16 protein-coding genes are annotated in these 20,474 nt (G+C 70.2%); 5 read left to right on the top strand and 11 right to left on the bottom strand.

Annotation, left to right across the window (positions count from 1 at the left end; genetic code table 11):
• Positions 1-2 precede the first annotated feature (2 nt).
• The 6 genes from CXQ97_RS03110 to dinB all read right to left on the bottom strand — a co-directional run bounded on the left by CXQ97_RS03110 (position 3) and on the right by dinB (position 6,528).
• Complete coding sequence (locus CXQ97_RS03110) at positions 3-1,790, bottom strand: penicillin-binding protein 2 (protein WP_258062194.1); 1,788 nt, start codon at positions 1,788-1,790, stop codon at positions 3-5.
• 59 nt (positions 1,791-1,849) lie between these two features.
• The gene (locus CXQ97_RS03105; RefSeq protein ID WP_104179398.1) at positions 1,850-2,524 is read right to left on the bottom strand and encodes a hypothetical protein; all 675 of its coding nucleotides are present in this window, start codon (positions 2,522-2,524) and stop codon (positions 1,850-1,852) included.
• Positions 2,521-3,522: a 16S rRNA (cytosine(1402)-N(4))-methyltransferase RsmH gene (rsmH, locus tag CXQ97_RS03100; protein WP_104179397.1), complete on the bottom strand. Its 1,002-nt coding sequence runs from the start codon at positions 3,520-3,522 to the stop codon at positions 2,521-2,523. Before rsmH ends, CXQ97_RS03105 begins: the two co-directional genes overlap by 4 nt.
• 239 nt (positions 3,523-3,761) lie before the next feature.
• Positions 3,762-4,193: a division/cell wall cluster transcriptional repressor MraZ gene (mraZ, locus tag CXQ97_RS03095; RefSeq protein ID WP_104179396.1), complete on the bottom strand. Its 432-nt coding sequence runs from the start codon at positions 4,191-4,193 to the stop codon at positions 3,762-3,764.
• A gap of 383 nt (positions 4,194-4,576) precedes the next feature.
• Complete coding sequence (locus tag CXQ97_RS03090) at positions 4,577-4,954, bottom strand: DUF3040 domain-containing protein (protein WP_104179395.1); 378 nt, start codon at positions 4,952-4,954, stop codon at positions 4,577-4,579.
• 230 nt (positions 4,955-5,184) lie between these two features.
• Positions 5,185-6,528 (bottom strand): DNA polymerase IV, encoded by a 1,344-nt coding sequence (dinB, locus tag CXQ97_RS03085; protein ID WP_258062193.1) that lies wholly within the window; start codon positions 6,526-6,528, stop codon positions 5,185-5,187.
• A gap of 164 nt (positions 6,529-6,692) precedes the next feature.
• On the opposite strand from dinB, the gene CXQ97_RS03080 reads away from it, so the two are divergent.
• Positions 6,693-7,817 carry a polyprenyl synthetase family protein gene (locus tag CXQ97_RS03080; protein ID WP_104179394.1) on the top strand — a complete coding sequence of 375 codons (1,125 nt, stop codon included), beginning with the start codon at positions 6,693-6,695 and terminating at the stop codon, positions 7,815-7,817.
• Between the two features lie 99 nt (positions 7,818-7,916).
• Here the strand turns inward: CXQ97_RS03080 and CXQ97_RS03075 are convergent, their stop codons facing one another.
• Entirely contained in the window at positions 7,917-8,270 is a 354-nt protein-coding gene (locus tag CXQ97_RS03075; RefSeq protein WP_104179393.1) for an Rv2175c family DNA-binding protein, read from the bottom strand.
• A gap of 309 nt (positions 8,271-8,579) precedes the next feature.
• Here CXQ97_RS03075 and CXQ97_RS03070 point away from each other — a divergent pair, with 309 nt between their 5' ends.
• Positions 8,580-10,142 (top strand): LysM peptidoglycan-binding domain-containing protein, encoded by a 1,563-nt coding sequence (locus CXQ97_RS03070; RefSeq protein ID WP_104179392.1) that lies wholly within the window; start codon positions 8,580-8,582, stop codon positions 10,140-10,142.
• Between the two features lie 88 nt (positions 10,143-10,230).
• A complete protein-coding gene (locus CXQ97_RS03065; protein WP_104179391.1) occupies positions 10,231-12,459 on the top strand; it encodes a Stk1 family PASTA domain-containing Ser/Thr kinase in 2,229 nt (742 codons plus the stop codon).
• 67 nt (positions 12,460-12,526) lie between these two features.
• Here the strand turns inward: CXQ97_RS03065 and CXQ97_RS03060 are convergent, their stop codons facing one another.
• Both CXQ97_RS03060 and CXQ97_RS03055 read right to left on the bottom strand, forming a co-directional pair.
• The gene (locus CXQ97_RS03060; RefSeq protein WP_104179390.1) at positions 12,527-13,909 is read right to left on the bottom strand and encodes a class II 3-deoxy-7-phosphoheptulonate synthase; all 1,383 of its coding nucleotides are present in this window, start codon (positions 13,907-13,909) and stop codon (positions 12,527-12,529) included.
• 95 nt (positions 13,910-14,004) lie between these two features.
• A complete protein-coding gene (locus CXQ97_RS03055; RefSeq protein WP_104179389.1) occupies positions 14,005-14,880 on the bottom strand; it encodes a 1-acyl-sn-glycerol-3-phosphate acyltransferase in 876 nt (291 codons plus the stop codon).
• 363 nt (positions 14,881-15,243) lie between these two features.
• On the opposite strand from CXQ97_RS03055, the gene CXQ97_RS03050 reads away from it, so the two are divergent.
• A complete protein-coding gene (locus tag CXQ97_RS03050) occupies positions 15,244-15,789 on the top strand; it encodes a hypothetical protein (RefSeq protein WP_104179388.1) in 546 nt (181 codons plus the stop codon).
• Between the two features lie 64 nt (positions 15,790-15,853).
• On the opposite strand, the gene CXQ97_RS03045 is transcribed toward CXQ97_RS03050, so the two are convergent.
• Complete coding sequence (locus tag CXQ97_RS03045) at positions 15,854-16,939, bottom strand: ROK family glucokinase (RefSeq protein WP_104179387.1); 1,086 nt, start codon at positions 16,937-16,939, stop codon at positions 15,854-15,856.
• A gap of 137 nt (positions 16,940-17,076) precedes the next feature.
• Between CXQ97_RS03045 and CXQ97_RS03040 the strand changes: the two genes are divergently transcribed.
• Positions 17,077-18,885, top strand: a complete 1,809-nt coding sequence (locus tag CXQ97_RS03040) for a long-chain fatty acid--CoA ligase (protein ID WP_104179386.1) — start codon at positions 17,077-17,079, stop codon at positions 18,883-18,885.
• Positions 18,886-18,923: 38 nt separating this feature from the next.
• Here the strand turns inward: CXQ97_RS03040 and CXQ97_RS03035 are convergent, their stop codons facing one another.
• Positions 18,924-20,327, bottom strand: coding sequence for a mycothione reductase (locus tag CXQ97_RS03035; RefSeq protein ID WP_104179385.1), 1,404 nt, complete (start codon positions 20,325-20,327; stop codon positions 18,924-18,926).
• Between the last annotated feature and the right edge of the window lie 147 nt (positions 20,328-20,474).

Genomic DNA, 20,474 nt, shown 5'->3' with positions numbered 1-20,474 from the left:
GGTCAGTATTCGACCGGGTAGATGTCCGGCTTGGTCGTCGAGGCGGGGACGTTGTTCGAGTTGAGGACCTGCTTCATGACCTTCTGGAAGGACTCGCCCGGGATCAGGTAGTACAGGTCTCCCTTGGGCCGCTGGAGCGTGATGACGACGACGTACTCGGGGTCCTCGATCGGCGCGATCCCGGCGTAGGAGAGAGTGTAGCCGTCATACCCGCCCGTGGCGCTGGGGGCTTCGGCGGTTCCGGTCTTGGACCCGACGCGGTACTGCTCGAGTTCCCCCGACTTGCCCGAGCCCTCCTCGGTCACGGTCTCGAGCATCTTCCGCATCTCGGCCGCTGTCTCGTCGGAGACGACCTCGGTGCCCTCGTCCTCCGGCACCCTGTGCTCCGTGCCGTCCGGGTCGATGTAGGCGTCGATGAGGCGGGGCTCGAGGCGCACGCCGTCGTTCGCGATCGTCTGGTAGACCATCGCGGTGTGCAGGGCGGTCTGGGTCAGGCCCTGTCCGAACAGGACCGTGTACTGCTGGCGTTCGTCCCACTTGTCCGGCGTCGTGAGGAGTCCCTGGTTCTCCTCGCCGAGGCCCGTGCCGAGCGGCTCCCCGATCCCGAATTTCTTCAGCCAGTCGTAGCGCTCCTGCTTCGTCAGCTTCTGGCCGATCTGCACGGTGCCCGTGTTCATGGACTTGGCCAGGACGCCGGCCGCGGTCCGGCGCTCGGTGCCGTGCTCGGAGGAGTCCTTGAAGGTCTGGTCGTCGACCGTGTACCGGTTCTCCAGGACGAACCTGGACGTGGGCTCGATGAGATCCTGCTCCAGCGCGCCGGCGAGGGTGATGACCTTCGTCGTCGACCCGGGCTCGAAGGACGCGCTGACGGAATTCGGGCTGCGCTTGTCGGCGGGCGTCGCCTCCGGGTCGTTCGGATCGAGGGTCGTGGATTCCGCCATGGCCCGGATGGCGCCGGTCTTCGCCTCGACGACGACGATGTTGCCCCACTCGGCGTTGTAGTCCTTCACCTGGGAGGCGATGGTCTGCTGGGCGAACCACTGCAGGTCCTGGTCGATGGTGAGCCGGATGCTCTGCCCGTCGACGGCCGGGACGTCCTCGTTGGTCGCGTACGGGATCCGGATGCCGTCACCGCCGATCTCGAAGGTTCGGCTTCCCGCTTCTCCCGTCAGCTGGTCGTCGAGGGACACCTCGAGGCCGGACCGCGGTTGGCCGTCGGTGCCCACGTAGCCGATGATCGATCCGGCCACGGGCCCTGCCGGGTAGGTGCGGACGCTCGTCTCGTCGGCGTACACGCCGGGGACCTTCACGGCCAGTGCCCGGTTCTTCACGTCCGGCGTCACCGACTTCACCACGTAGTTGAACGTCTTGTCACCCAGCACCGACGCCCTGAGCGTCTCCTCGTCGAGGTCGAGGACGGTGGCCAGTTCGGAGAGTCCCTGGTCCATGGGGATGATCTCCCATTCCTCCAGTTCCTCGTTGTAGCGCCGGAAGTCGTCGACGGCACTCAGTCGCTGGTCCACCACGACGTCGTAGCGCTCCACGCTCCGGGCGAAGTACTTGCCGTTCATGTCGACGATCGAGCCCCGGACGGGTTGCACCGCCGTGTTGGTGAGTCGCTTGGACAGTCCGGCCTGCGCCATGCCGTTGAGGTCGAGTGCCTGGAGCTGGAACAGGCGTACGCCGAGGACCATCAGCAGCACCAGGACGAAGGCGAGGCCCACACGGAGCCGGGTGGAGCCGAGGGCCAGCCGGAGGCTGTCAGGGCTGCCGGTGCGTGCAGGGGTCACGGAGGAATCCTTGTCGATCAGAACGTGGAGGAAAGCGGCGGGCGCGGGCCGGCCGCCTGCTACCGGTCGGAGCCGAGCTGCTCCGGCGCGGGGATGGTCGCCGCAGCGGCGTCCTCCTGGCCGTCCAGTGCCGCCTCACCGGGAACCGTGGCCTCCTCGGCCGGGGAGGCGGCCTCCTCGACGACGTCCACGGGGGGAGCGACGACGGCCGCGGGGGCCGGCTGCTCGGTGACGAGGCGGGGAGCGGAGATGAGGACCTCGGGCTTGGGCCCTTCCGTCGCGGGCTCCGGAGTGCCCGTCACCTTCTTCGAATCTAGCTCAATGGTCCCGAACGTCGGGGAGGACACCATGCCGAGTTTCGTGGCGGCGGCCGCGAGGTTCTGCGGCGCCTCCCTGCCTTCGATCTCGAGGACCAGGGCGTCGTTCTGCTGGCTCAGGGCGACCTGCTGGTTGCGGAGCTGCACGAGCTCGTACTGGGTACCGGACACGGAGATGTTCAGCATGAGCACGGCGGCGAGCGCTGCGCCGAGGACGAGCAGGCTGAAGACCGCGAAGGGCACTCGACGACGGGCGGGCCGCGCGGGGACCACGGAGAGCGGCGTGCGCGGCTTCTGCAGGGCACCGGCGTCACCGGGGAGGCCTCCGACCAGCCGGTCCGGGGCGACGGCGAGGGCGCCGTGTCCGGCGAAGGCAGTGGCGCGGTGTCGCTTCTCAGCAGTCAATACCTGGCTCATCTGGTCTTCCTGTCGATGGGTCCTGCTTTGATGCGTTCAACCGCGCGTAGCTTGGCGGATGCTGCGCGGGGGTTCTCTTCGATCTCCGCTGCTGTCGGCGCTTCGGTGCCGCGCGTCAGCGAGCGGAGGTACGCCTTGTGCTGGTCGAGTTCCACGGGGAATCCGACGGGTGCCGAGGATTTCGTGCCCGCGGTGAACGCACCCTTCACGATGCGGTCCTCGAGGGAGTGGTAGGACATCGCGACGACCCGGCCGCCCACGACGACGGCGTCGATGGCCGCGGGCACGGCCCGCTCCAGGACGGAGAGCTCCTGGTTGACCTCGATGCGCAGGGCCTGGAACGTCCGTTTGGCCGGGTGTCCCCCGGTCCGGGCCGCCGCCGCCGGCACCACCCCGCGGATGACCTCGACGAGCTGGGAGGTGGTCCGGAGGGGGGCGGCCTCCCGTGAGCGGACGATCGCCGAGGCGATCCGTCCGGCGAACTTCTCCTCGCCCCAGGTGCGGATGATGCGCAGGAGGTCCTCGGAGGTGTAGGTGTTGACCACCTCGGCGGCCGTGATGCCGCTGCTCGTGTCCATGCGCATGTCCAGGGGCGCGTCGTAGGAGTAGGCGAACCCGCGGTCGCGCTCGTCGAGCTGCAGGGAGGAGACGCCCAGGTCGAACAGGACACCGTCGACGGCCTCGATGCCGAGGTCGTCGAGCACCTCCGGCAGTTCGTCGTACACGGCGTGGATCAGGTCGGTGCGGTCCGCGTAGGGGGCCAGGCGCTCCCCCGCGAGCCCGAGCGCCTCGGTGTCGCGGTCGATCCCGACGAGGTGGGCGCTGGGGAACCGCTCGAGCATGGTCTCGGCGTGGCCGCCCATGCCGAGCGTGGCATCGATGACGACGGCGCGCCGTCCCGCTGCCTCGGCGGAAGCGACGGACGGGGCGATGAGGGAGACGCAGCGGTCGCGGAGGACGGGTACATGTCGCTCGCCCGTCGGCCGGTCTCCGCCCATGCGTCCTCTCCCTCCTGCAGTTCGCCATACATCGTCTCGGTGTTCCTGCAGGCTGGCGGGCGGGAGTGTCATGCTCTTGAGTCAGACCCCCATCCGGCCGGATGGTCCTCGCCTGGCTCCGGGGAAGTGGAGCCAGGAGGCGGACCGTGTCCGGCGGCTGGAGATCTCATCCAAGAGATGGCGCCCACCCGCGTCGTACGTTCTGCTTCTTCGTGCCTGTCGTGCCGGTGCTGCTCGGTTCAGATGATGCCCGGGAACGCGTCCTCGTCCGTCTCGGAGAAGGCGGTCTCCTTCTCCGTCAGGTAGGACTCCCAGGCGTCGGCTGCCCAGATCTCGGCGCGGCTTCCCGCCCCGATGACCGCGAGCTCCCGATCGAGACCCGCGTAGGTCCTGAGCGCCGGCGGGATGGTGATCCTGCCCTGCTTGTCGGGGACCTCGTCCGAGGCTCCCGACAGGAAGATGCGGTTGTAGTCCCTCGCCTGGCGTGACGAGATGGGCGCCGCCCGCATCTGTTCGTGCACTCTTTCGAACTCGGTCATGCTGAACACGTAGATGCAGCGTTCCTGGCCCCTTGTGAGGACCAGCCCCTCACTCAATTCCTCACGGAATTTCGCAGGGAGAATGAGCCTGCCTTTTTCGTCGAGGCGGGGAGTGTGAGTTCCGAGGAACATCCCTGACCGCCTGTTCTGAGTCCGCCAAGCCCAGCTTCTGCTGCCTTGCTCTTATGTTCCCCACTTTACTCCACAACTCTCCCCGGTCAATGCAACCGGGGCGCGGCGCGCCGCGTCGAAGGGTGTGTCGGACGGCCGTGGCCCGCGCCAGCAAGGGGATCACGCACCGGGCGCGATGCGGGGAGCGAAGTGGAGGGGAGTCGCCGGCGGCGCTCCGGCGGAGGCCTTCCGGCGCGGGTCGGACGGAGCGGCAGGCCGAATGTTCCGCACGCGGGACCACCGGTAATCGGGCTCCCGATTACCGGTGGTTAAAAGGAAAGAACCCGCCGTAGCGGGTTCTTCTCGTTCGAATTCCTGGTCCGATCCGTCCGGTCCCGGACGGCCTAGGTCTGGTCGCGCTTGCGCTCGTCCCATTTGTCTTCGAGGCTCGACATGAATCCGCTCTTGCCGGCAGGAGGAGTCTTCGACGGTTTGCCCTGTGGCTGGTCGGCTTCGACCTGCCTGGACTTCGTGGTGGCGAAGTACACCCCGGCGCCCATGATCAGGAACCCGGCCACGCCGACGATGGTGAGCTGGTAGACGATGCCTGCGAGGAGGACGAGGATACCCGCGATCGTGATGAGCGAACCGATGACCAGTCGTCGGGTGGACATCGATTTCCGGGTGTCCGAGGCCATCGAGTGCGCGAACTTGGGATCGTCGGCGTGTAACTGCTGTTCGAGCTGATCAAGCAGCCTCTGCTCGTGTTCCGAGAGTGCCATGACCGCCTCCTTGATGTGGATACCAACGTTCCCGTACCCGACCAACGACCCGCACACGGACCGGGTTCCCGGCGGAGGGGTCGTGAACCTCGGGCTCCGGAGGACGGAAGAACGTGCAGGACGGCAGGCGGGCTGCCTGATTAAAGACTAGTTTGCTACGCGGTGCGTGCAAAGTCACAATGCGGAGTTGATCCGACTGTTCGCCGGATGATAGCCGGCCCGGACCGCCGTCATCCGGACCGGTCGCGCGGCGAGGGCACGCCCCGGCCGCCCGGCGTGCCGGGACGCCCTGGCGTGCCCGCGCGGTCGCCGGTCGCGGGGCCCCGCCCCGGTGGTTCTCCGGCACCTGCCCCCTGGCCGTCGGGACGGGGCCTGACCTTCGGGCGGAGCAGGCCTGCGGGCACCACGCCGGCGTCCCCGAACTTCCGGTTCACGTCGTCGAGCGCCCTCTCTGCGATCCGCCAGTTGTCGTCCCTGCGGTCGATGGTCAGCTGCGTCGAACCGTCCCCACCCGTCTCCAGGGACTCGGCCCGCAGGCCGATGAGGCGGACGGCCATGGGACGATCACCGAGCGCGGACAGGAGTGCCGTTGCGGCCTGGTACAGGGCGTTCGCGCTGTCGACGGGCTCGTCGAGCTTCTTCGACCGCGTCAGCGTGGAGAAGTCGGCGTAGCGGAGCTTCAGGGCCACTCCCCCGGCGCGATAACCGGAGGCGCGCAGCCGGGTCGCCGTGCGGTGGGCCAGCCTCAGCAGTTCGCGGCGGAGGACCTCGGAATCGTCGATGTCCCGGGAGAAGGTCTCCTCGGCACCGATGCTCTTCTCCGCCCGCGACACCACCACGCGCCGGGGATCCCGGCCCCAGGCCAGGTGATGGACGTGCTCGCCGGACGTCCCGAGCAGCTTCCTGAGCGTGGCGACCGGCGTGTGGGCGACGTCCTCGACGGTCTGGATGCCGAGCCGGGCGAGGACCTCCTGCGTCTTGGCGCCGACACCCCACAGGGCCGACACCGGCAGGGTGTGGAGATAGGCGACGGTCTGCTCGCCGGGGATGAGCAGGAGCCCGTCGGGCTTCGCCCTGGTGGACGCGATCTTCGCGACGAACTTCGTGGTCGCGGCGCCCACGCTCGCGGTGATCCCGAGTGTCGCGTGGATCTCGGCACGTACCTGCTCCCCGATGTCGCGCGGGCCACCGAGCCGGCGCATGGACCCTGCGACGTCGAGGAAGGCTTCGTCCACGCTCAGCTGCTCCACATCGGGCGTGACCGAACGGAAGATCCTCATGACCTCCCGCGACACCTCCGCGTAGCGCCGCTGGTGGGGAGGCAGGATGACGGCCGTGGGACACCGGCGCATGGCCACGGACATCGGCATCGCCGACCGTACACCGAAACGGCGCGCCTCGTAGGAGGCGGACAGGACCACCGAGCGCCCCGACGGGGATCCGACGACGACAGGGACGCCGCGCAGGTGGGGATGGTCCAGCAGTTCGACGGAGACGAAGAAGGCGTCCATGTCGATGTGGAGGATGTGGCACTCCGCATGCTCGACCGGCTTCGACCCTTCGTCCCACGACACGCACACATCGTACGCAGTGCCACCGACGTCGGGGGCGTGGCCCGTCTCCCCGGGCGCCGGGACGGCGGCGGCAGTCGCCCGGGGCCGTCCATCCGGCGGCTGGGGCGCCCCGGCCGCCGGATAGAGTGGGAGCCCCACGTCCAGTCGACCCGCCCGGGAGATCCATGCTGTCCGCACCCGCCACCCCCGACCAGGACGGCTCCGTTCCCGGGGCGATCTCCGGGGAGCAGGACCGTTTCCGGTCCGAGCTCACCCGCAGCATCGACGCGTTCCTCGCGGAGCAGCGCGACGTCCTGGCGGACATCTCGGCCGAGTCCCTGCCGCTCATCTCGAGCATCGCCACGCTGACGAGCGGGGGCAAGAGGATGCGCGCCCTCCTGTGCTATTGGGGCTGGCGGGCCGCGGGCGGATCACCGACGGCGTCGGCGCCGGTCACCGCGGGGACGGCGCTCGAGTTCTTCCAGGCCGCAGCACTGATCCACGACGACATCATCGACCGCTCGGACACCCGCCGTGGACGGCCGAGCGTGCACCGGCAGTTCACGGCACGGCACACGGACGCGGGCTGGCACCTGGATCCTGAACGCTTCGGGGTCGCCGCTGCCATCCTCGCAGGGGACCTCTGCCTCGCCTTCAGCGAGGAGCTCTTCACGGCGTCGTGCTCCGGCACCACGGGCACCGCGGCCCGCACCATCTTCAACCGCATGCGCACCGAGGTCATGGCGGGCCAGTACCTGGACCTGCTGGAGGAAGCCGTCGGACCCGACCAGACGCCCGAGGTCGCCGCGGACCGCGCGCTCAACATCCTCCGCTTCAAGTCGGCGAAGTACTCGATGGAACGGCCCCTCATGCTCGGCGGAGCGCTCGCGGGCGCGGACGATCGGCTGCTGTCCGCGTACTCCGACTTCGCGCTTCCACTGGGAGAGGCCTTCCAGCTCCGCGACGACGTGCTGGGTGTCTTCGGTGACCCGGAGGTCACGGGCAAACCGGCCGGCGACGACCTCCGCGAGGGCAAGCGCACCTTCCTCGTCGCCCGGGCCCTCGGCTCGGGCCGTGACGGCGTCCGTGCCCGGATCAACGCGATGCTCGGTGACACATCGCTCGACGACGCCGCGGTCGGCATGCTGCGGGGGCTGATCATCGACACCGGGGCCCTGGCGCACACCGAGCAGCTCATCGCCGTGAAGTCGGAGGCGGCCTTCGCCGCACTGGACCGCCTCGAGGTCGACGCGGTGTCCCGGCGCGCGCTAAGCCTGCTCGCCGAGGCCGCCGTCACGCGGACTGCCTGACGCGCCGACCCGGTCGCTCCGGATCCCGGCCCGGCGAAGGCTGCCCGAGGGCATGGCCTGATCCGGCCGAGATCCTGTCCGGTCCTGTCCGGTCCTGTCCTACCAGGCGGCCGCCTGGGCGCGACGGCGGATCTCCGTCTTCCGCCCCTCCCGGAGGGCGTCGATCGGACGGCCCGGCAGGGATTCGTCCTCGGTGTAGAGCCAGCGGATGATGTCCTCGTCGCCGTACCCGGAGTCAGCAAGGACGACCACCGTACCCCGCAGGCTGTCAAGGACTGCGCCCTCGACGAGGAAGTCGGCGGGGACGCTGCGGATGTTGCGCTCGCCCACGCGCACGCTGACGAGGGACTTGTCGCTGATGAGCGAGTGCACGCGGGTGATCGGGAGATCGAGCGCCGCGGCGACATCGGGGAGGTTCAGCCAGGCAGGGACGAGATGTTCGAGTTCAGTCACCGTCCAAGCGTGCCATGCTCCCGCACCCAACTCCACCCGCACGCCCTGCAGGGGCCCGTGGGGCGGGTGGCTCCTGCAGCGGACGCGACACGGGTCGCGCCGGGCCCCGACACGCCGCAGCGGCGCTTCATGCCCCTTGGGCCGCCCTTGTGCTACCGCCTTTTTCGTGTAAGTTCACAGGAGTCACACAAGTCACTTTATCAACACGTGACTCAACAGCATCAGCACGTGTACGTACCCAGCCGGGAAGCACCACCTCGGGTACGTGCGTCCGCGCGGACTCAGCCGCCAACAGACGAGGAACGAAACATGACTGCCCAGCGATCGAATGCACCGCTGAACGGCACCCGCAGGAAGGCTGCCGGCGCGAGCCGGCGCGGCCTGAATGTCGCCGTGACCACCGCCGCACTGCCCGCGGTGCTTCTCTCTTCCGTCGCCTTCGCCCCGCAGGCGGCGGCGACACCGACCCTGCAGGCGCCTGCCGTACGACACCTCACGGGCCCGTCCACGCAGATCCCTGCGCGGGCCGTCATCCCCGCCGCCCTGGTGGCCGGCTCCGTCCCGGCGCAGAAGGTCACGGTCCCCACCGTGACCACGCCGAGTGACTACACGATCAAGCCGGGCGACACCGTGGGTGCGATCGCCAAGCGCTTCGGCCTGTCGACGGACGCCGTCCTGAAGCTCAACAGGATGGATGCGCGCACCGTCATCTACCCCGGGCAGAAGATCAAGCTCACCGGCGCCGCACCGGCGGGCAAGCCCGCGCCCGCCGCGCAGCCGTCCGCCGCCACCTACGTGGTCAAGCCGGGCGACACGCTCGGCGCCATCGCCTCCCGCAACGGGGTGAGCCTGCAGGCCCTCCTGACGGCCAACAAGCTCTCGATGACCTCGGTCATCCACCCCGGGCAGAAGATCAGCCTGGGCGGCGGCACGGCGACGCCCACGCCGGTCAAGCCCGCTCCTGCACCCTCCCCCGCTCCCGCTCCCGCCGGCGCCACCTACACCGTGAAGTCGGGCGACACGCTCGGCGCCATCGCCTCCCGCAACGGCATCGGGCTGGACGTCCTGCTGAAGGCGAACAACCTGGGCCTGACCTCGGTCATCCACCCCGGGCAGAAGCTGAAGCTGACAGGGAGCGTGACCCCGCAGGCGACCCCACCGAAGGCACCGACCCCCGCCCCGGCCCCGGCCGCCGGCTCGTACACGGTCAAGGCCGGCGACACGCTCGGCGCCATCGCGTCCCGCAACGGCATCGCGCTGTCCGGCCTCCTGGCCGCGAACAGGATGACGATGACCTCCGTGATCTACCCCGGGCAGAAGCTCACCCTCCCCGGAGCAGGCACCACCCCGGCTCCCGCCCCGGCTCCCACGCCCGCTCCGGGCAACCTCGTCCCCTCGACGTTCCTGGGCTACCAGTACCCGGACAAGGTGGTCGCCGACGCCAACGCCAACAAGGCGCTGCTCAACTCGATGCCCGCACCGTCGCAGGCCGAGATGAAGCAGATCGTCGCCGACACCGCCCGCTCGATGGGTGTCGACCCCAGCCTCGCGCTCGCCTTTGCGCACCAGGAGTCGGGTTTCAACCAGCGCGCGGTCTCCCCCGCGAACGCCATCGGGACCATGCAGGTGATCCCGTCCTCCGGGCAGTGGGCGAGCGACCTCGTGGGCCGCAAGCTGAACCTGCTGGACCCCTACGACAACGCGACCGCCGGCGTCGCGATCATCCGGTCGCTCGTGCGCACGAGCTCCTCGCTCGACATCGCCATCGCCTCCTACTACCAGGGCCAGTACTCGGTCCAGACGCGGGGCATGTTCGAGGACACGAAGCAGTACGTCGCCTCCATCAAGGCACACCAGAAAAACTTCAAGTAGGGCCCGTCCGGCCGGCGCCGGACCGATCGAGGGGGCGGGACCGCGTGGTGGTCCTGCCCCTTTCGGCGTACCCGATTATCATCGGAGGGTGCACCAGCAACGGAAGGATCCGCTCGAGGGCGCAACCGTCGACGGACGGTACGTCGTCCATTCGCGGCTGGCCCGAGGCGGGATGTCCACCGTCTATCTGGCCATGGACCGGCGGCTCGACCGGCGCGTGGCCCTGAAGGTCCTGTACCCGCACCTCGCCGACGAGCCCGGATTCGTCGACCGCTTCGAGCAGGAGGCGAAGTCGGCCGCACGCCTGTCCCACCCGCACGTCGTCGGGGTGCTCGACCAGGGCGTGGACGAGGTCGACGGGCAGCCGGTCGCCTACCTCGTGATGGAATTCGTCGCCGGGCGGACCCTGCGGGAGGTGCTGCGCGAGCACGGACGGCTCACGCCACGCCATGCACTGAGGCTCGTGGACGCCGTGGTGGAAGGGCTCGCCGCAGCGCACGAGGCAGGACTGATCCACCGCGACGTGAAGCCCGAGAACGTCCTGCTGTCCGATGCCGGCACCGTGAAGATCGCCGACTTCGGGCTCGCGCGCGCCGTCTCGGCCAGCACCGGGACGGCAACGCTCGTCGGGACCGTCGCCTACCTGTCCCCCGAACTGGTCCTCGGTCGGCCGGCGGAAGCCCAGAGCGACATCTATTCGACGGGCGTGATGCTGTTCGAGCTCCTGACGGGCCGGCAGCCCTTCACCGGGGAGACCCCCGTCCAGGTCGCCGTACAGCACGCGCAGTCGGAGGTGCCTGCGCCCTCCACCCTCCTGCCCGGCCTGGCCACCGACATCGACGAGCTCGTGCAGTGGTGCACCTCGAGGGACCCCGAGGACCGGCCCGTGGACGGGTCCGCGCTCCTCGGCGAACTGCGGCATATCCGGGCCACCCTCACGGACGGGGAACTGGACTTCGCGCCGGACGATGCGCCCGCGCCGCCGTCCGGGCAGGACACGCTGACCGCGGCCGTCGTCCCCCGTCTCCGGAACGACGACGCCCTCACCGAAGCCCTTCCCCGGGATACACCCGCCCGGGACACCCAGGGGCGGACCGAGGTGCTGCCCCGCGCCGTGATGGAGCACGACACGACCCGCGTCGTCGGCCGGGACCGGAACGCGACGAGGGTCATCGGCGCCATGCCGCAGCAGCCGCCGGTCGCGCGCCCGCTCCCCGACGCCGCCTCACCGACCCGGAGTGCCCCGGGCGGGGAGCTGGACAACGACGTCCGTCGCGGCGACCCCGGCGGCCGGCAGTCCCACGGGGGACACGGGCTCCTGCCCCGCCGTCCGGCGGGCAGCAGCGTCCGCCCGCCCTCGAAGAGGCAGCAGGCGCGGCAGGCACAGCGGCCGCAGAAGAGCCTCCAGGGCCCGACCGCCCGCCGCTCCGTGCGTCTCCTGGCCGTCCTGCTGCTCCTCCTGGCGGGCCTCGTGGCCGGTGCGGGCTGGCTCTTCGGAGCGGGCCCCGCGGGCATGGTGTCGCTCCCCGACGTGGCCAACGCCCCCCTCGCGGAAGCACGCGCCGTCCTCGAACGCGAGGGGCTGGTGTCCCTGTCCACGGAGGAGGTCTTCGACGAGCAGGTCCTCGAAGGCCTCGTCATCGCCACCGACCCCGCCGCCGCGTCCCCGATCCGCCGCTTCGAACGCGTCGAGCTCATCGTGTCCAAGGGGCCCGAACTGTTCGCCGTGCCCGACGTCGTCGGGAGGACGCAGGCCGAGGCCGCGGAGGAACTGCGCACCGCCGGGCTGGCCGTCGGAGGAGTCGCGGAGGAGTACAACGAGTCGGCCGCTGCGGGTGAGGTGCTGCGCCAGTCCCCGGGGACGGGGACGGAACGCCGCCGGGACTCGGCGGTGAACCTCGTCGTGTCCCGTGGACCGGCTCCGATCGCGGTCCCGGACGTCACGGCCCTCCCGGTGGAGGAAGCCGTCGCCGCGCTCGAGCAGGCGGGGCTCGAGGCGGCGGTCGCCGATGCCCGGGAGTACAGCAGGACCGTACCCGCAGGCAGCGTGGCGGGCCAGGATCCGTCCGGCGCCTCCGGTGCCGCGGTACGGCGGGGAACGACCGTGACACTGATCCTGTCCCAGGGGCCACGCCTCGTGAAGGTCCCCAACGTGTTCTCGCTGCCGGAGGACCGTGCGGTCGCGACCCTGGAAGCAGCGGGCTTCGCGGTGGAGGTGGACTACACCTTCGGCAGCGCCGTCCTCGGACTCGTAGCCGGCCAGAGTTCCACCGGCGAGGAGCCCGAAGGGACGACCATCCGGCTCACGGTCACCTGACCGTCCGGCCACAGCGACCGGGAGGGCGGCCGACGGTGACCACCCTCCCCGTCCGACCCCGGGCGGGTCAGCTCTTCGAGAGCGCTCCGGCGACGAGGAAGGCCATCTCGAGGGACTGCATGTGGTTCAGGCGGGGATCGCACACCGACTCGTAGCGTTCCAGGAAGGCGTCCTGATCGACCGGGTCGGCGCCGCCGAGGCACTCGGCGACGTCGTCGCCCGTCATCTCGACATGCAGCCCGCCGGGGAAGGTGCCCAGGGCGTTGTGGACCTCGAAGAACCCGCGCACCTCGTCGATGACGTCGTCGAAGTTGCGTGTCTTGTACCCGTTCGGGGACGTCACCGTGTTGCCGTGCATGGGGTCGGTGACCCAGAGGACCTTCGCTCCCGATGCCGTGACGCGCTCCACGAGGGCCGGCAACTTCTCCCGGATGTTCTGCGCACCCATCCGGGTGATGAACGTGAGCCGGCCGGGTTCGCGGTTGGGATCGAGCTTGTCGATGAGCGCCAGGGCGTCGTCGGCGGACGTCGAGGGGCCAAGCTTCACACCGATCGGATTCCGCACCCGGGACAGGAAGTCCACGTGCGCGCCGTCGATGTCGCGGGTCCGCTCACCGATCCACAGGAAGTGCGCCGAGGTGTCGTACGGCAGGGACGTCCGCGAATCGATGCGCGTCAGCGCACGCTCGTAGTCGAGGAGCAGTGCCTCATGGCTGGCGAAGAACTCGACGCGCTTGAGCGCCTCGAAGTCGGCGCCGCAGGCGTCCATGAAGCGGACGGCCCGGTCGATCTCGCGGGCCAGCGACTCGTACCGCGAGTGCGCGGGGTTGGCCATGAAGCCCTTGTTCCAGTGGTGCACCAGGCGCAGGTCCGCGAAGCCGCCCTGCGTGAAGGCCCGGATGAGGTTCAGCGTCGACGCGGACGTGTGGTAGGCCTTCACCATGCGTGAGGCGTCGTGTCCGCGGCTCTCGGGTGTGAAGTCGTAGCCGTTCACCATGTCCCCGCGGTACGCGGGAAGGGTGATGCCGTCGCGCGTCTCGTCGTTGGAGGAGCGCGGCTTGGCGAACTGGCCGGCCATGCGGCCCATCTTGATGACGGGCAACGAGGCTCCGTACGTCAGGACGACGGCCATCTGCAGGATGGTCCGCACCCGGGCGCTGATCTTGTCGGCGGTCGCGCCGTCGAACGTCTCCGCGCAGTCGCCGCCCTGCAGGAGGAAGGCCTTGCCCTGGGCCGCGGCCGCGAGCCGCTCGCGCAGCACGTCCACCTCCCCTGCGAACACCAGCGGCGGAAGGGTGGACAGTTCCTTGACCGAGGCCGAATAGACTCCGGGATCCTGCCACGAGGGCTGCTGTACTGCCGTCATCGAACGCCAGGCGTCGAGGCCGGCGGTGCTGGATGTGGCGGGTTCCGCGGTACGCGGGAGGACGGGAGCTAGTGAATCGGTCACCCGACGATTCTACTGGCTGGGCCTCCTCCGGCCCGACTCGGCCCGTCATCGCGAACTCCCGCCGTGTCATACAGTCCGGCGGCCCGCGGCGGGGATCAGCCCGCGTCGGGCTGCGTGTGCCTGTCCTCCGGGGCGCTCGTCAAGTCGCCGGCCGAGGGACCCCTGTCCGTGGAGGCACGGCCGATCTCCGTGACCGTACCCGGCGCCGGGTTGCCTGCTTCCGTGGAGATCCTGACCGCGGCCCGGCGGGTATCGGCTCCGGGCTTCGGCGTCTTCCGCCCTGCAGCCTTCTCAGCGGCGAGCCGCTCCTTGACCGTGCTCGCGTACGCGTCCACGTACTCCTGCCCCGACAGGCGCATCAGTTCGTACATGATCTCGTCGGTGACCGAACGCTGGACGAAGCGGTCGTCCTCGAGCCCTTCGTACCGGCTGAAGTCCAGCGGTTCGCCGATGATGATGCCGACGCGGCGGATGTTGGGGATGCGCCGGCCGATGGGCTGGACCTTGTCCGTCCCGATCATCGCCACGGGGATCACGGGCACGCCCGTGGCGAGAACCAGCTTCGCGACGCCCGTCTTGCCGCGGTACAGCCGCCCGTCGGGGCTGCGCGTCCCCTCGGGGTAGATCCCGAGGACGCCTCCCTCGTTGAGGATGTCCATGCCCGCGGTGAGGGAGGACGACGACGCCGCACCACCCGAGCGGTCCATGGGCAGCTGGTTCGAGAGGCGGAAGAAGAGGGCCGTCAGCCTGCCCTTGACGCCCTTCCCCGTGAAGTACTCCGATTTGGCGAGGAAGACGACGGTCCGGGGCACGACGATCGGCAGGAAGATCGAGTCGGAGAAGGACAGATGGTTGCTGACGATCACCGCCGGTCCCGACGAGGGGACGTTGTCGAGTCCCTTGACCCAGGGCCTGAACAGGAGGTTGAGGATCGGACCGACGATGATCCGCTTCATCACCCAATAGAACACGCTGCCAGCCTCCCTGCATGGACGGCGCGGCATTCGGCATGCCGCCCGCTTTTTCATGTGGAAGCCTACTCTAAGGGCGTCGGCGCCACGGACCGCCCGTCCTTCGGGCGTGCAGGTGCCGCACGGGGTCCGGGCTGCGGCCGGAATCCGCCTCCGGAGCCCGGCTCCGTGCGGAGTCGAGGGGCGCTCAGGCGGCACCGAGGGGCCACCGAGGGTGCACCGAGGGGCCACCGACACGCTGGGACCCGGTTGACGTGGCGGCGCACGGTGTCCACGATTGTACGAGCACGCCCTCCGATTCCCCGGAAGCCGGGCGGAGATCCTCCGGACCGGGCCGCAGCACGCGACAGCAGGTAGCAAAGTATGGGCCCCCGAGGTCAGGAACCGAACGAATCCACCGATGACGCCGTCTGGCAGGACCTCGTCGCGCGCCTGGAGGGGACCTCCGCGGGCCCGTCGTCCGATCTCGCCGGGCACGCCCCCGAGATCCCGCCCGCCGGGACCCCCGGGTTCCCGACCGACGGCCGGGCCCGGCCCGATGCACCGGAGCACCGGAGCACCGGCGGCGAGGGACCGACGGACCGTGAACGCGCCGACGCGATCTTCCGCGACCAGCCGTTCCGTACCACCGGGCCCCGTGACTACGCCGCGCCGGAGGAGCCCGAGGAGGACGAGGGCTTCGTCCCGGAGGAGCCCCCGCCCCTCGGCTCCGGCGACCCCCTGACGGTCCTCGCGTGGATCGGTGCCGCGGGCGGACCGATCACGCTGCTCCTGTTCGCGATGTTCTGGAGGGACGCACCCCTGGCCGCCACGCTCGGTGTCCTCGCCCTGTTCCTCGCGGGCGCCGGCTACCTCGTCACCAAGCTGCCCAAGCACCGGGACATCGGGGACGACGGCGCCGAGGTCTAGGGGCCGCCGGCCTTCGGGGGGACGACGGCGCCGAGGTCCAGGAACCGTGGGCCTGCCGGGTTCCTCAGGTGCCGCTGCGCGAGAGCAGTCGCGACAGGTCGGCCGCCCCGATGAGTCCCGCCTCGGGCCCCAGGGCTGCGCGTTCGATGCGCGCCGCGGGCCGGAAGCCACGGCCGGTGAGGTTGCGTGCGAACGCGCGTCGTGCAGGCTCGAGCAGGAGCTCGTCCGCCGCGCTGAGTCCTCCGCCGATCACGAACGTCCCGGGGTCGAGCGCCGCGGCCAGGTTCGCGAGCCCCAGCCCCAACCACTGCCCGACGTCGTCGACCAGCTCCCGGGACGCCGGGTCGCCGTCCATCGCGAGACGCGTCACGAGCGCACCGGTGATTCCGGTGCCGTCCCCCGGGGCTGCGTCGAGGATGGCCCTGGCCACCGGGGAGTTCGCGGCGGCGAGCTCGCGTGCCTCACGTCCCAGCGCGTTCCCGGAGGCGTACTGCTCCCAGCAGCCGCGGTTCCCGCACTCGCACCGATGCCCCTGCGGGACGATGATCTGGTGCCCGAACTCGCCCGCGACGCCGTGCCGCCCGCGCTCCACCCGACCGCTCATGATCATGGCGCCGCCGATGCCCGTGCCGAGGGTGACGCAGACCAGGCGGGACTCCCCGCGCCCCGCGCCGAAGCGCCACTCGGCCCACGCGGCGGCGTCGGCGTCGTTGACCACGGTCACGCGTCGGCGGAGCAGCTTCTCGAGGTTCCTCCGCAGCGGCTCGTTGCGCCAGGCCAGGTGCGGGCTGAAGAGCACCGTGCTGTTCGAGAGGTCCATCCATCCCGCGGCGCCGATACCGACCGAACGGATCCTGAACTCCCGGGACAGCTCCTGGACGAGCTCGGTGATGACCGCTTCCACGGCGCGCGGGTCCTGGCCGGGCGTCGCCCTGCGCGCCTCGGCGAGGATCCTCCCGCGGACGTCGACGACGCCCGCGGCCACCTTCGTGCCACCGATGTCGACGCCCACCGAGAGGCCGCGCCGGGCCGGGTTGGCGAAGGTGCCGCGTGCCGTACGCGTGGCCGGCGCGGTGCCACGGCCCGCAGGCCAGGCCTCGGCCCGCGGGCGTCGCGCACGCGGCGCGGGCGGGTCGGGAAGAATGGGCATGCGGTCGCTCCTCGGTCCTGTCGGGGCGCGCCGGAGCGCCGCCGTTACCGATTCGTACATTACTGGACAGTAATTCGGCCGCCCGAACCGATAGGCTGAAACGACCTCACGGCCGAGGTGATATCGAAGGAGCTATCGTGCGCGACATCAGCGTTCCCGTCCTCGTGGACGTCCCCCGCCAGACCAATACGACCGACCTCGTGGTGCGGCAGGCGGCGAAGCCGTCGAATCCCGCACTGTTCGCCGTGAAGGGCGCAGCGGGTGAGTGGGAGGACATCTCGGCGACGGAGTTCCGGCGCCAGGTCGAGGACGTCGCGAAGGGCCTGATCAGTTCCGGTGTGCAGGCCGGGGACCGCGTGGCCATCATGGCCCGCACACGCTACGAGTGGTCCCTCGCGGATTTCGCCATCTGGTTCGCCGGTGCCGTCTCCGTCCCGGTGTACGAGACGTCCTCCCCCGCCCAGGTCGCCTGGATCCTCAGCGACTCGGGCGCCGTCGGGGTGTTCGTCGAATCCGCCCGGCACGAGGACGTGGTCCGCGAGGCCGTGGCGCTGGAGGGCATCACCGGCCTGCAGCACGTGTGGCAGTTCGACGGCGACGGACTCGACACGCTCCGGACGGCTGGCGTCGGCACCGACGAGCAGACCCTCTCCAACCGCCGCGCGTACGCCGGCCTCGACGACGTCGCGACGATCATCTACACCTCCGGCACCACGGGCAAGCCGAAGGGGTGCGAACTGACGCACGGCAACTTCGTCGAACTGTCCGAGAACGCCGCGGCGGCCCTGCCGGAGGTGGCCCGGGAGGGCGGCCAGACGATCATGTTCCTGCCACTCGCGCACGTCTTCGCACGGTTCATCTCGGTGCTGTGCGTCGCCGCCGGCGCCACGGTGGCCCACACCCCCGACGTGAAGAACCTCCTGCCCGACCTGCAGAGCTACAAGCCGACCTTCATCCTCGCGGTGCCCCGCGTCTTCGAGAAGGTCTACAACAACTCGATGCTCAAGGCCGAGGACGGCGGGAAGGGCAAGATCTTCCATGCGGGCGCGGACGTCGCCATCGCCTGGTCGAAGGCCGAGCAGGCGGGGAAGATCCCGCTGGGCCTCAGGGTGAAGCACGCCGTCTTCGACCGGCTGCTCTACGGCAAGATCCGCACCGCGATGGGCGGCCGCGTGCAGCATGCCGTCTCGGGCGGCGCCCCCCTCGGGGACCGGCTCGGCCACTTCTTCCACGGCATCGGGCTCATGGTGCTCGAGGGCTACGGCCTCACCGAGACGACCGCGCCCATCACGGTCAACACCCCCAAGCGGATCAAGATCGGCACCGTGGGCGCCCCGCTCCCGGGCAACGCGGTGAAGATCGCGGACGACGGCGAGATCCTCGCCCGCGGCGTCTGCGTCATGAAGGGCTACTTCGACCGCCCCGACCTCACCGGGGACGCCTTCGTGGACGGCTGGTTCCGCACGGGCGACATCGGCGAACTGGACGACGACGGCTTCCTGCGCATCACGGGCCGCAAGAAGGAGATCATCGTGACGGCCAGCGGGAAGAACGTCATCCCGGCACTGCTCGAGGACGTCATCCGCTCGAACGCGCTGGTCTCGCAGTGCGTCGTCCTCGGCGATCAGCGCCCCTTCATCTCGGCACTCATCACGCTCGACGAGGAGGCCCTGCCGGGGTGGCTCGACCGGCACCACCTCCCTGCCGGCACCACCATGGCCGAGGCCGCGGAACTCCCGGAGGTGCTCGCCGAGATCCAGGACCTCGTGGACAGCGCCAACACGACCGTGTCCCGCGCGGAGGCCATCAAGGTGTTCAGGGTCGTCCCCACCGATTTCACGGAGACCACCGGGCACCTGACGCCGTCCCTCAAGATCAAGCGCACCCAGGTCCTGAAGGACTACGCGGACGTCGTCGAGTCCATCTACTCGTCCGCCAAGGTCTAGGCGTCCGTCCCGGCCCCGGACCGTCCCGGGGCCGGGGGCTAGCCCGTCTTGAGGCTGAGCAGCGCGTTCTCGACCACTTCTGTCAGTGCCGGATGGATCCAGTACTGCCCGCGGGCCATGGTCTGGGCGTCGAGGCCGAAGGACATGGCCTGGACGATCGGCTGGATGATCATCGACGCCTCATGGCCGAGGATGTGTGCGCCGAGGATGCGCCCCGTCTCCTGCTCGGCGATGAGCTTCACGAACCCCTGCGTGTCCTCCATGGCCCACCCGTACGCCGTCGAGCCGTAGTGCTGGATCGCCGTCACGATCGGCATCCCGCTGGCGTCCGCGTGGCTGAGCGCCTGCTCCTCCGTCATCCCTACCGACGCGGCCTGCGGGTGCGAGAACACCGCAGCGGGCACGAACCGGTGGTCGCTCGCGCGGAGCGCTCCGGGGTGCAGCAGGTTGTGCGCGACGATCTTCGCCTCGTGGTTCGCCACGTGCTTCAGCTGGTAGTCGCTGCTCACGTCCCCCAGGGACCAGAGGCCGGCCACGGGCTGCCCGCCGCGCAGCACGCGCTGGTACCCGTCGACGACGAGCCGGCCGTCGTCGTGGAGGTCGAGGCCTGCCTCCCCCGCACCCAGGGTGTCGGAGTTCGCCGTGCGCCCGACGGCGACGAGTACGGCGTCGACGTCGAGGTCGACCGCTCCTGCCGGCCCGTCCAGGCGGGCGCTGACGCTGCCGTCGTCGTTGGCGGAGATCCGCGTGACGTCGGTGTCCAGCCGGAGGTCCCACTGGCGTGCGGCCTGCTCGGTGAATGCCTCCGAGACGGTCTCGTCGAGGTCGCGCAGCATGCCCCCGGAGCGGACGGCGATGGTCACCCGGGCGCCGAAGGCCCCGAACACATGGGCGAACTCGGCCGCGATGTAGCCGCCACCGATGATCAGCAGCCGTTCCGGGAGATCGTCGAGCCGCATGATGGTGTCGGACGTGTGCACCTGCGGCAGGGAGATGCCGGGGATCCGGGGCTGGACGGCCCGCGACCCGGTGGCGATCACCAACTGGTCGGCGGTGACCTCGTCCCCCGAGGCGGTGCGGAACGACTTCTCCCCCGTGAGTCGCACGTGCTCCTCGATCAGCGTGACGTTCTCGAGCTCGTCCGCGCGGTAGGCTCTCCCACCTGCCGAGATCGCGTCGATCCGGGTGAAGATCCGGTCCCGGATGTCCCTCCAGCGCACCCCGTCCAGGGACAGGTCCACGCCGAGGCGGGACGCCTCCCCGACCGCCGAGGCGAGGCCCGCCGGGTGCACGAACATCTTCGTGGGGATGCATCCCACATTGAGGCACGTCCCGCCGAACGTGCCGCCCTCGACGAGGACCACCTTCCGGTCGTCCCACTCGGGTGAGATGAGCGTGTTGCCGGAGCCGGAGCCGATGATCGCGAGGTCGTAGTGGGTCACATCCCGCAGTGTAGCCGCGGTCGGTCGGTGTGCCGTTCCGGAGCGCGGGGCCTCAGGCCGGGGTGATGGTGAGGAGGAGGTCTCCGCCCTGGGCGGGTATGGCGTTGGTGAAGGCGATGCGGTCGATGGTGCCGTTGATGGGGGTGG

Origin of the sequence: Arthrobacter sp. B0490, assembly GCF_002929355.1 — a bacterium.
Lineage (GTDB): Bacteria > Actinomycetota > Actinomycetes > Actinomycetales > Micrococcaceae > Arthrobacter_D.
This window is presented reverse-complemented; position numbering and strand designations above follow the sequence as displayed.

Coding starts and splice junctions, on each gene's coding strand:
- CXQ97_RS03080 (WP_104179394.1), top strand. CDS start 6,693: ATGCTGTCCGCACCCGCCACCCCCGACCAGGACGGCTCCGTTCCCGGG.
- CXQ97_RS03070 (WP_104179392.1), top strand. CDS start 8,580: ATGACTGCCCAGCGATCGAATGCACCGCTGAACGGCACCCGCAGGAAG.
- rsmH (WP_104179397.1), bottom strand. CDS start 3,522: ATGGGCGGAGACCGGCCGACGGGCGAGCGACATGTACCCGTCCTCCGC.
- CXQ97_RS03105 (WP_104179398.1), bottom strand. CDS start 2,524: ATGAGCCAGGTATTGACTGCTGAGAAGCGACACCGCGCCACTGCCTTC.
- CXQ97_RS03050 (WP_104179388.1), top strand. CDS start 15,244: ATGGGCCCCCGAGGTCAGGAACCGAACGAATCCACCGATGACGCCGTC.
- mraZ (WP_104179396.1), bottom strand. CDS start 4,193: ATGTTCCTCGGAACTCACACTCCCCGCCTCGACGAAAAAGGCAGGCTC.
- CXQ97_RS03090 (WP_104179395.1), bottom strand. CDS start 4,954: ATGGCACTCTCGGAACACGAGCAGAGGCTGCTTGATCAGCTCGAACAG.
- CXQ97_RS03045 (WP_104179387.1), bottom strand. CDS start 16,939: ATGCCCATTCTTCCCGACCCGCCCGCGCCGCGTGCGCGACGCCCGCGG.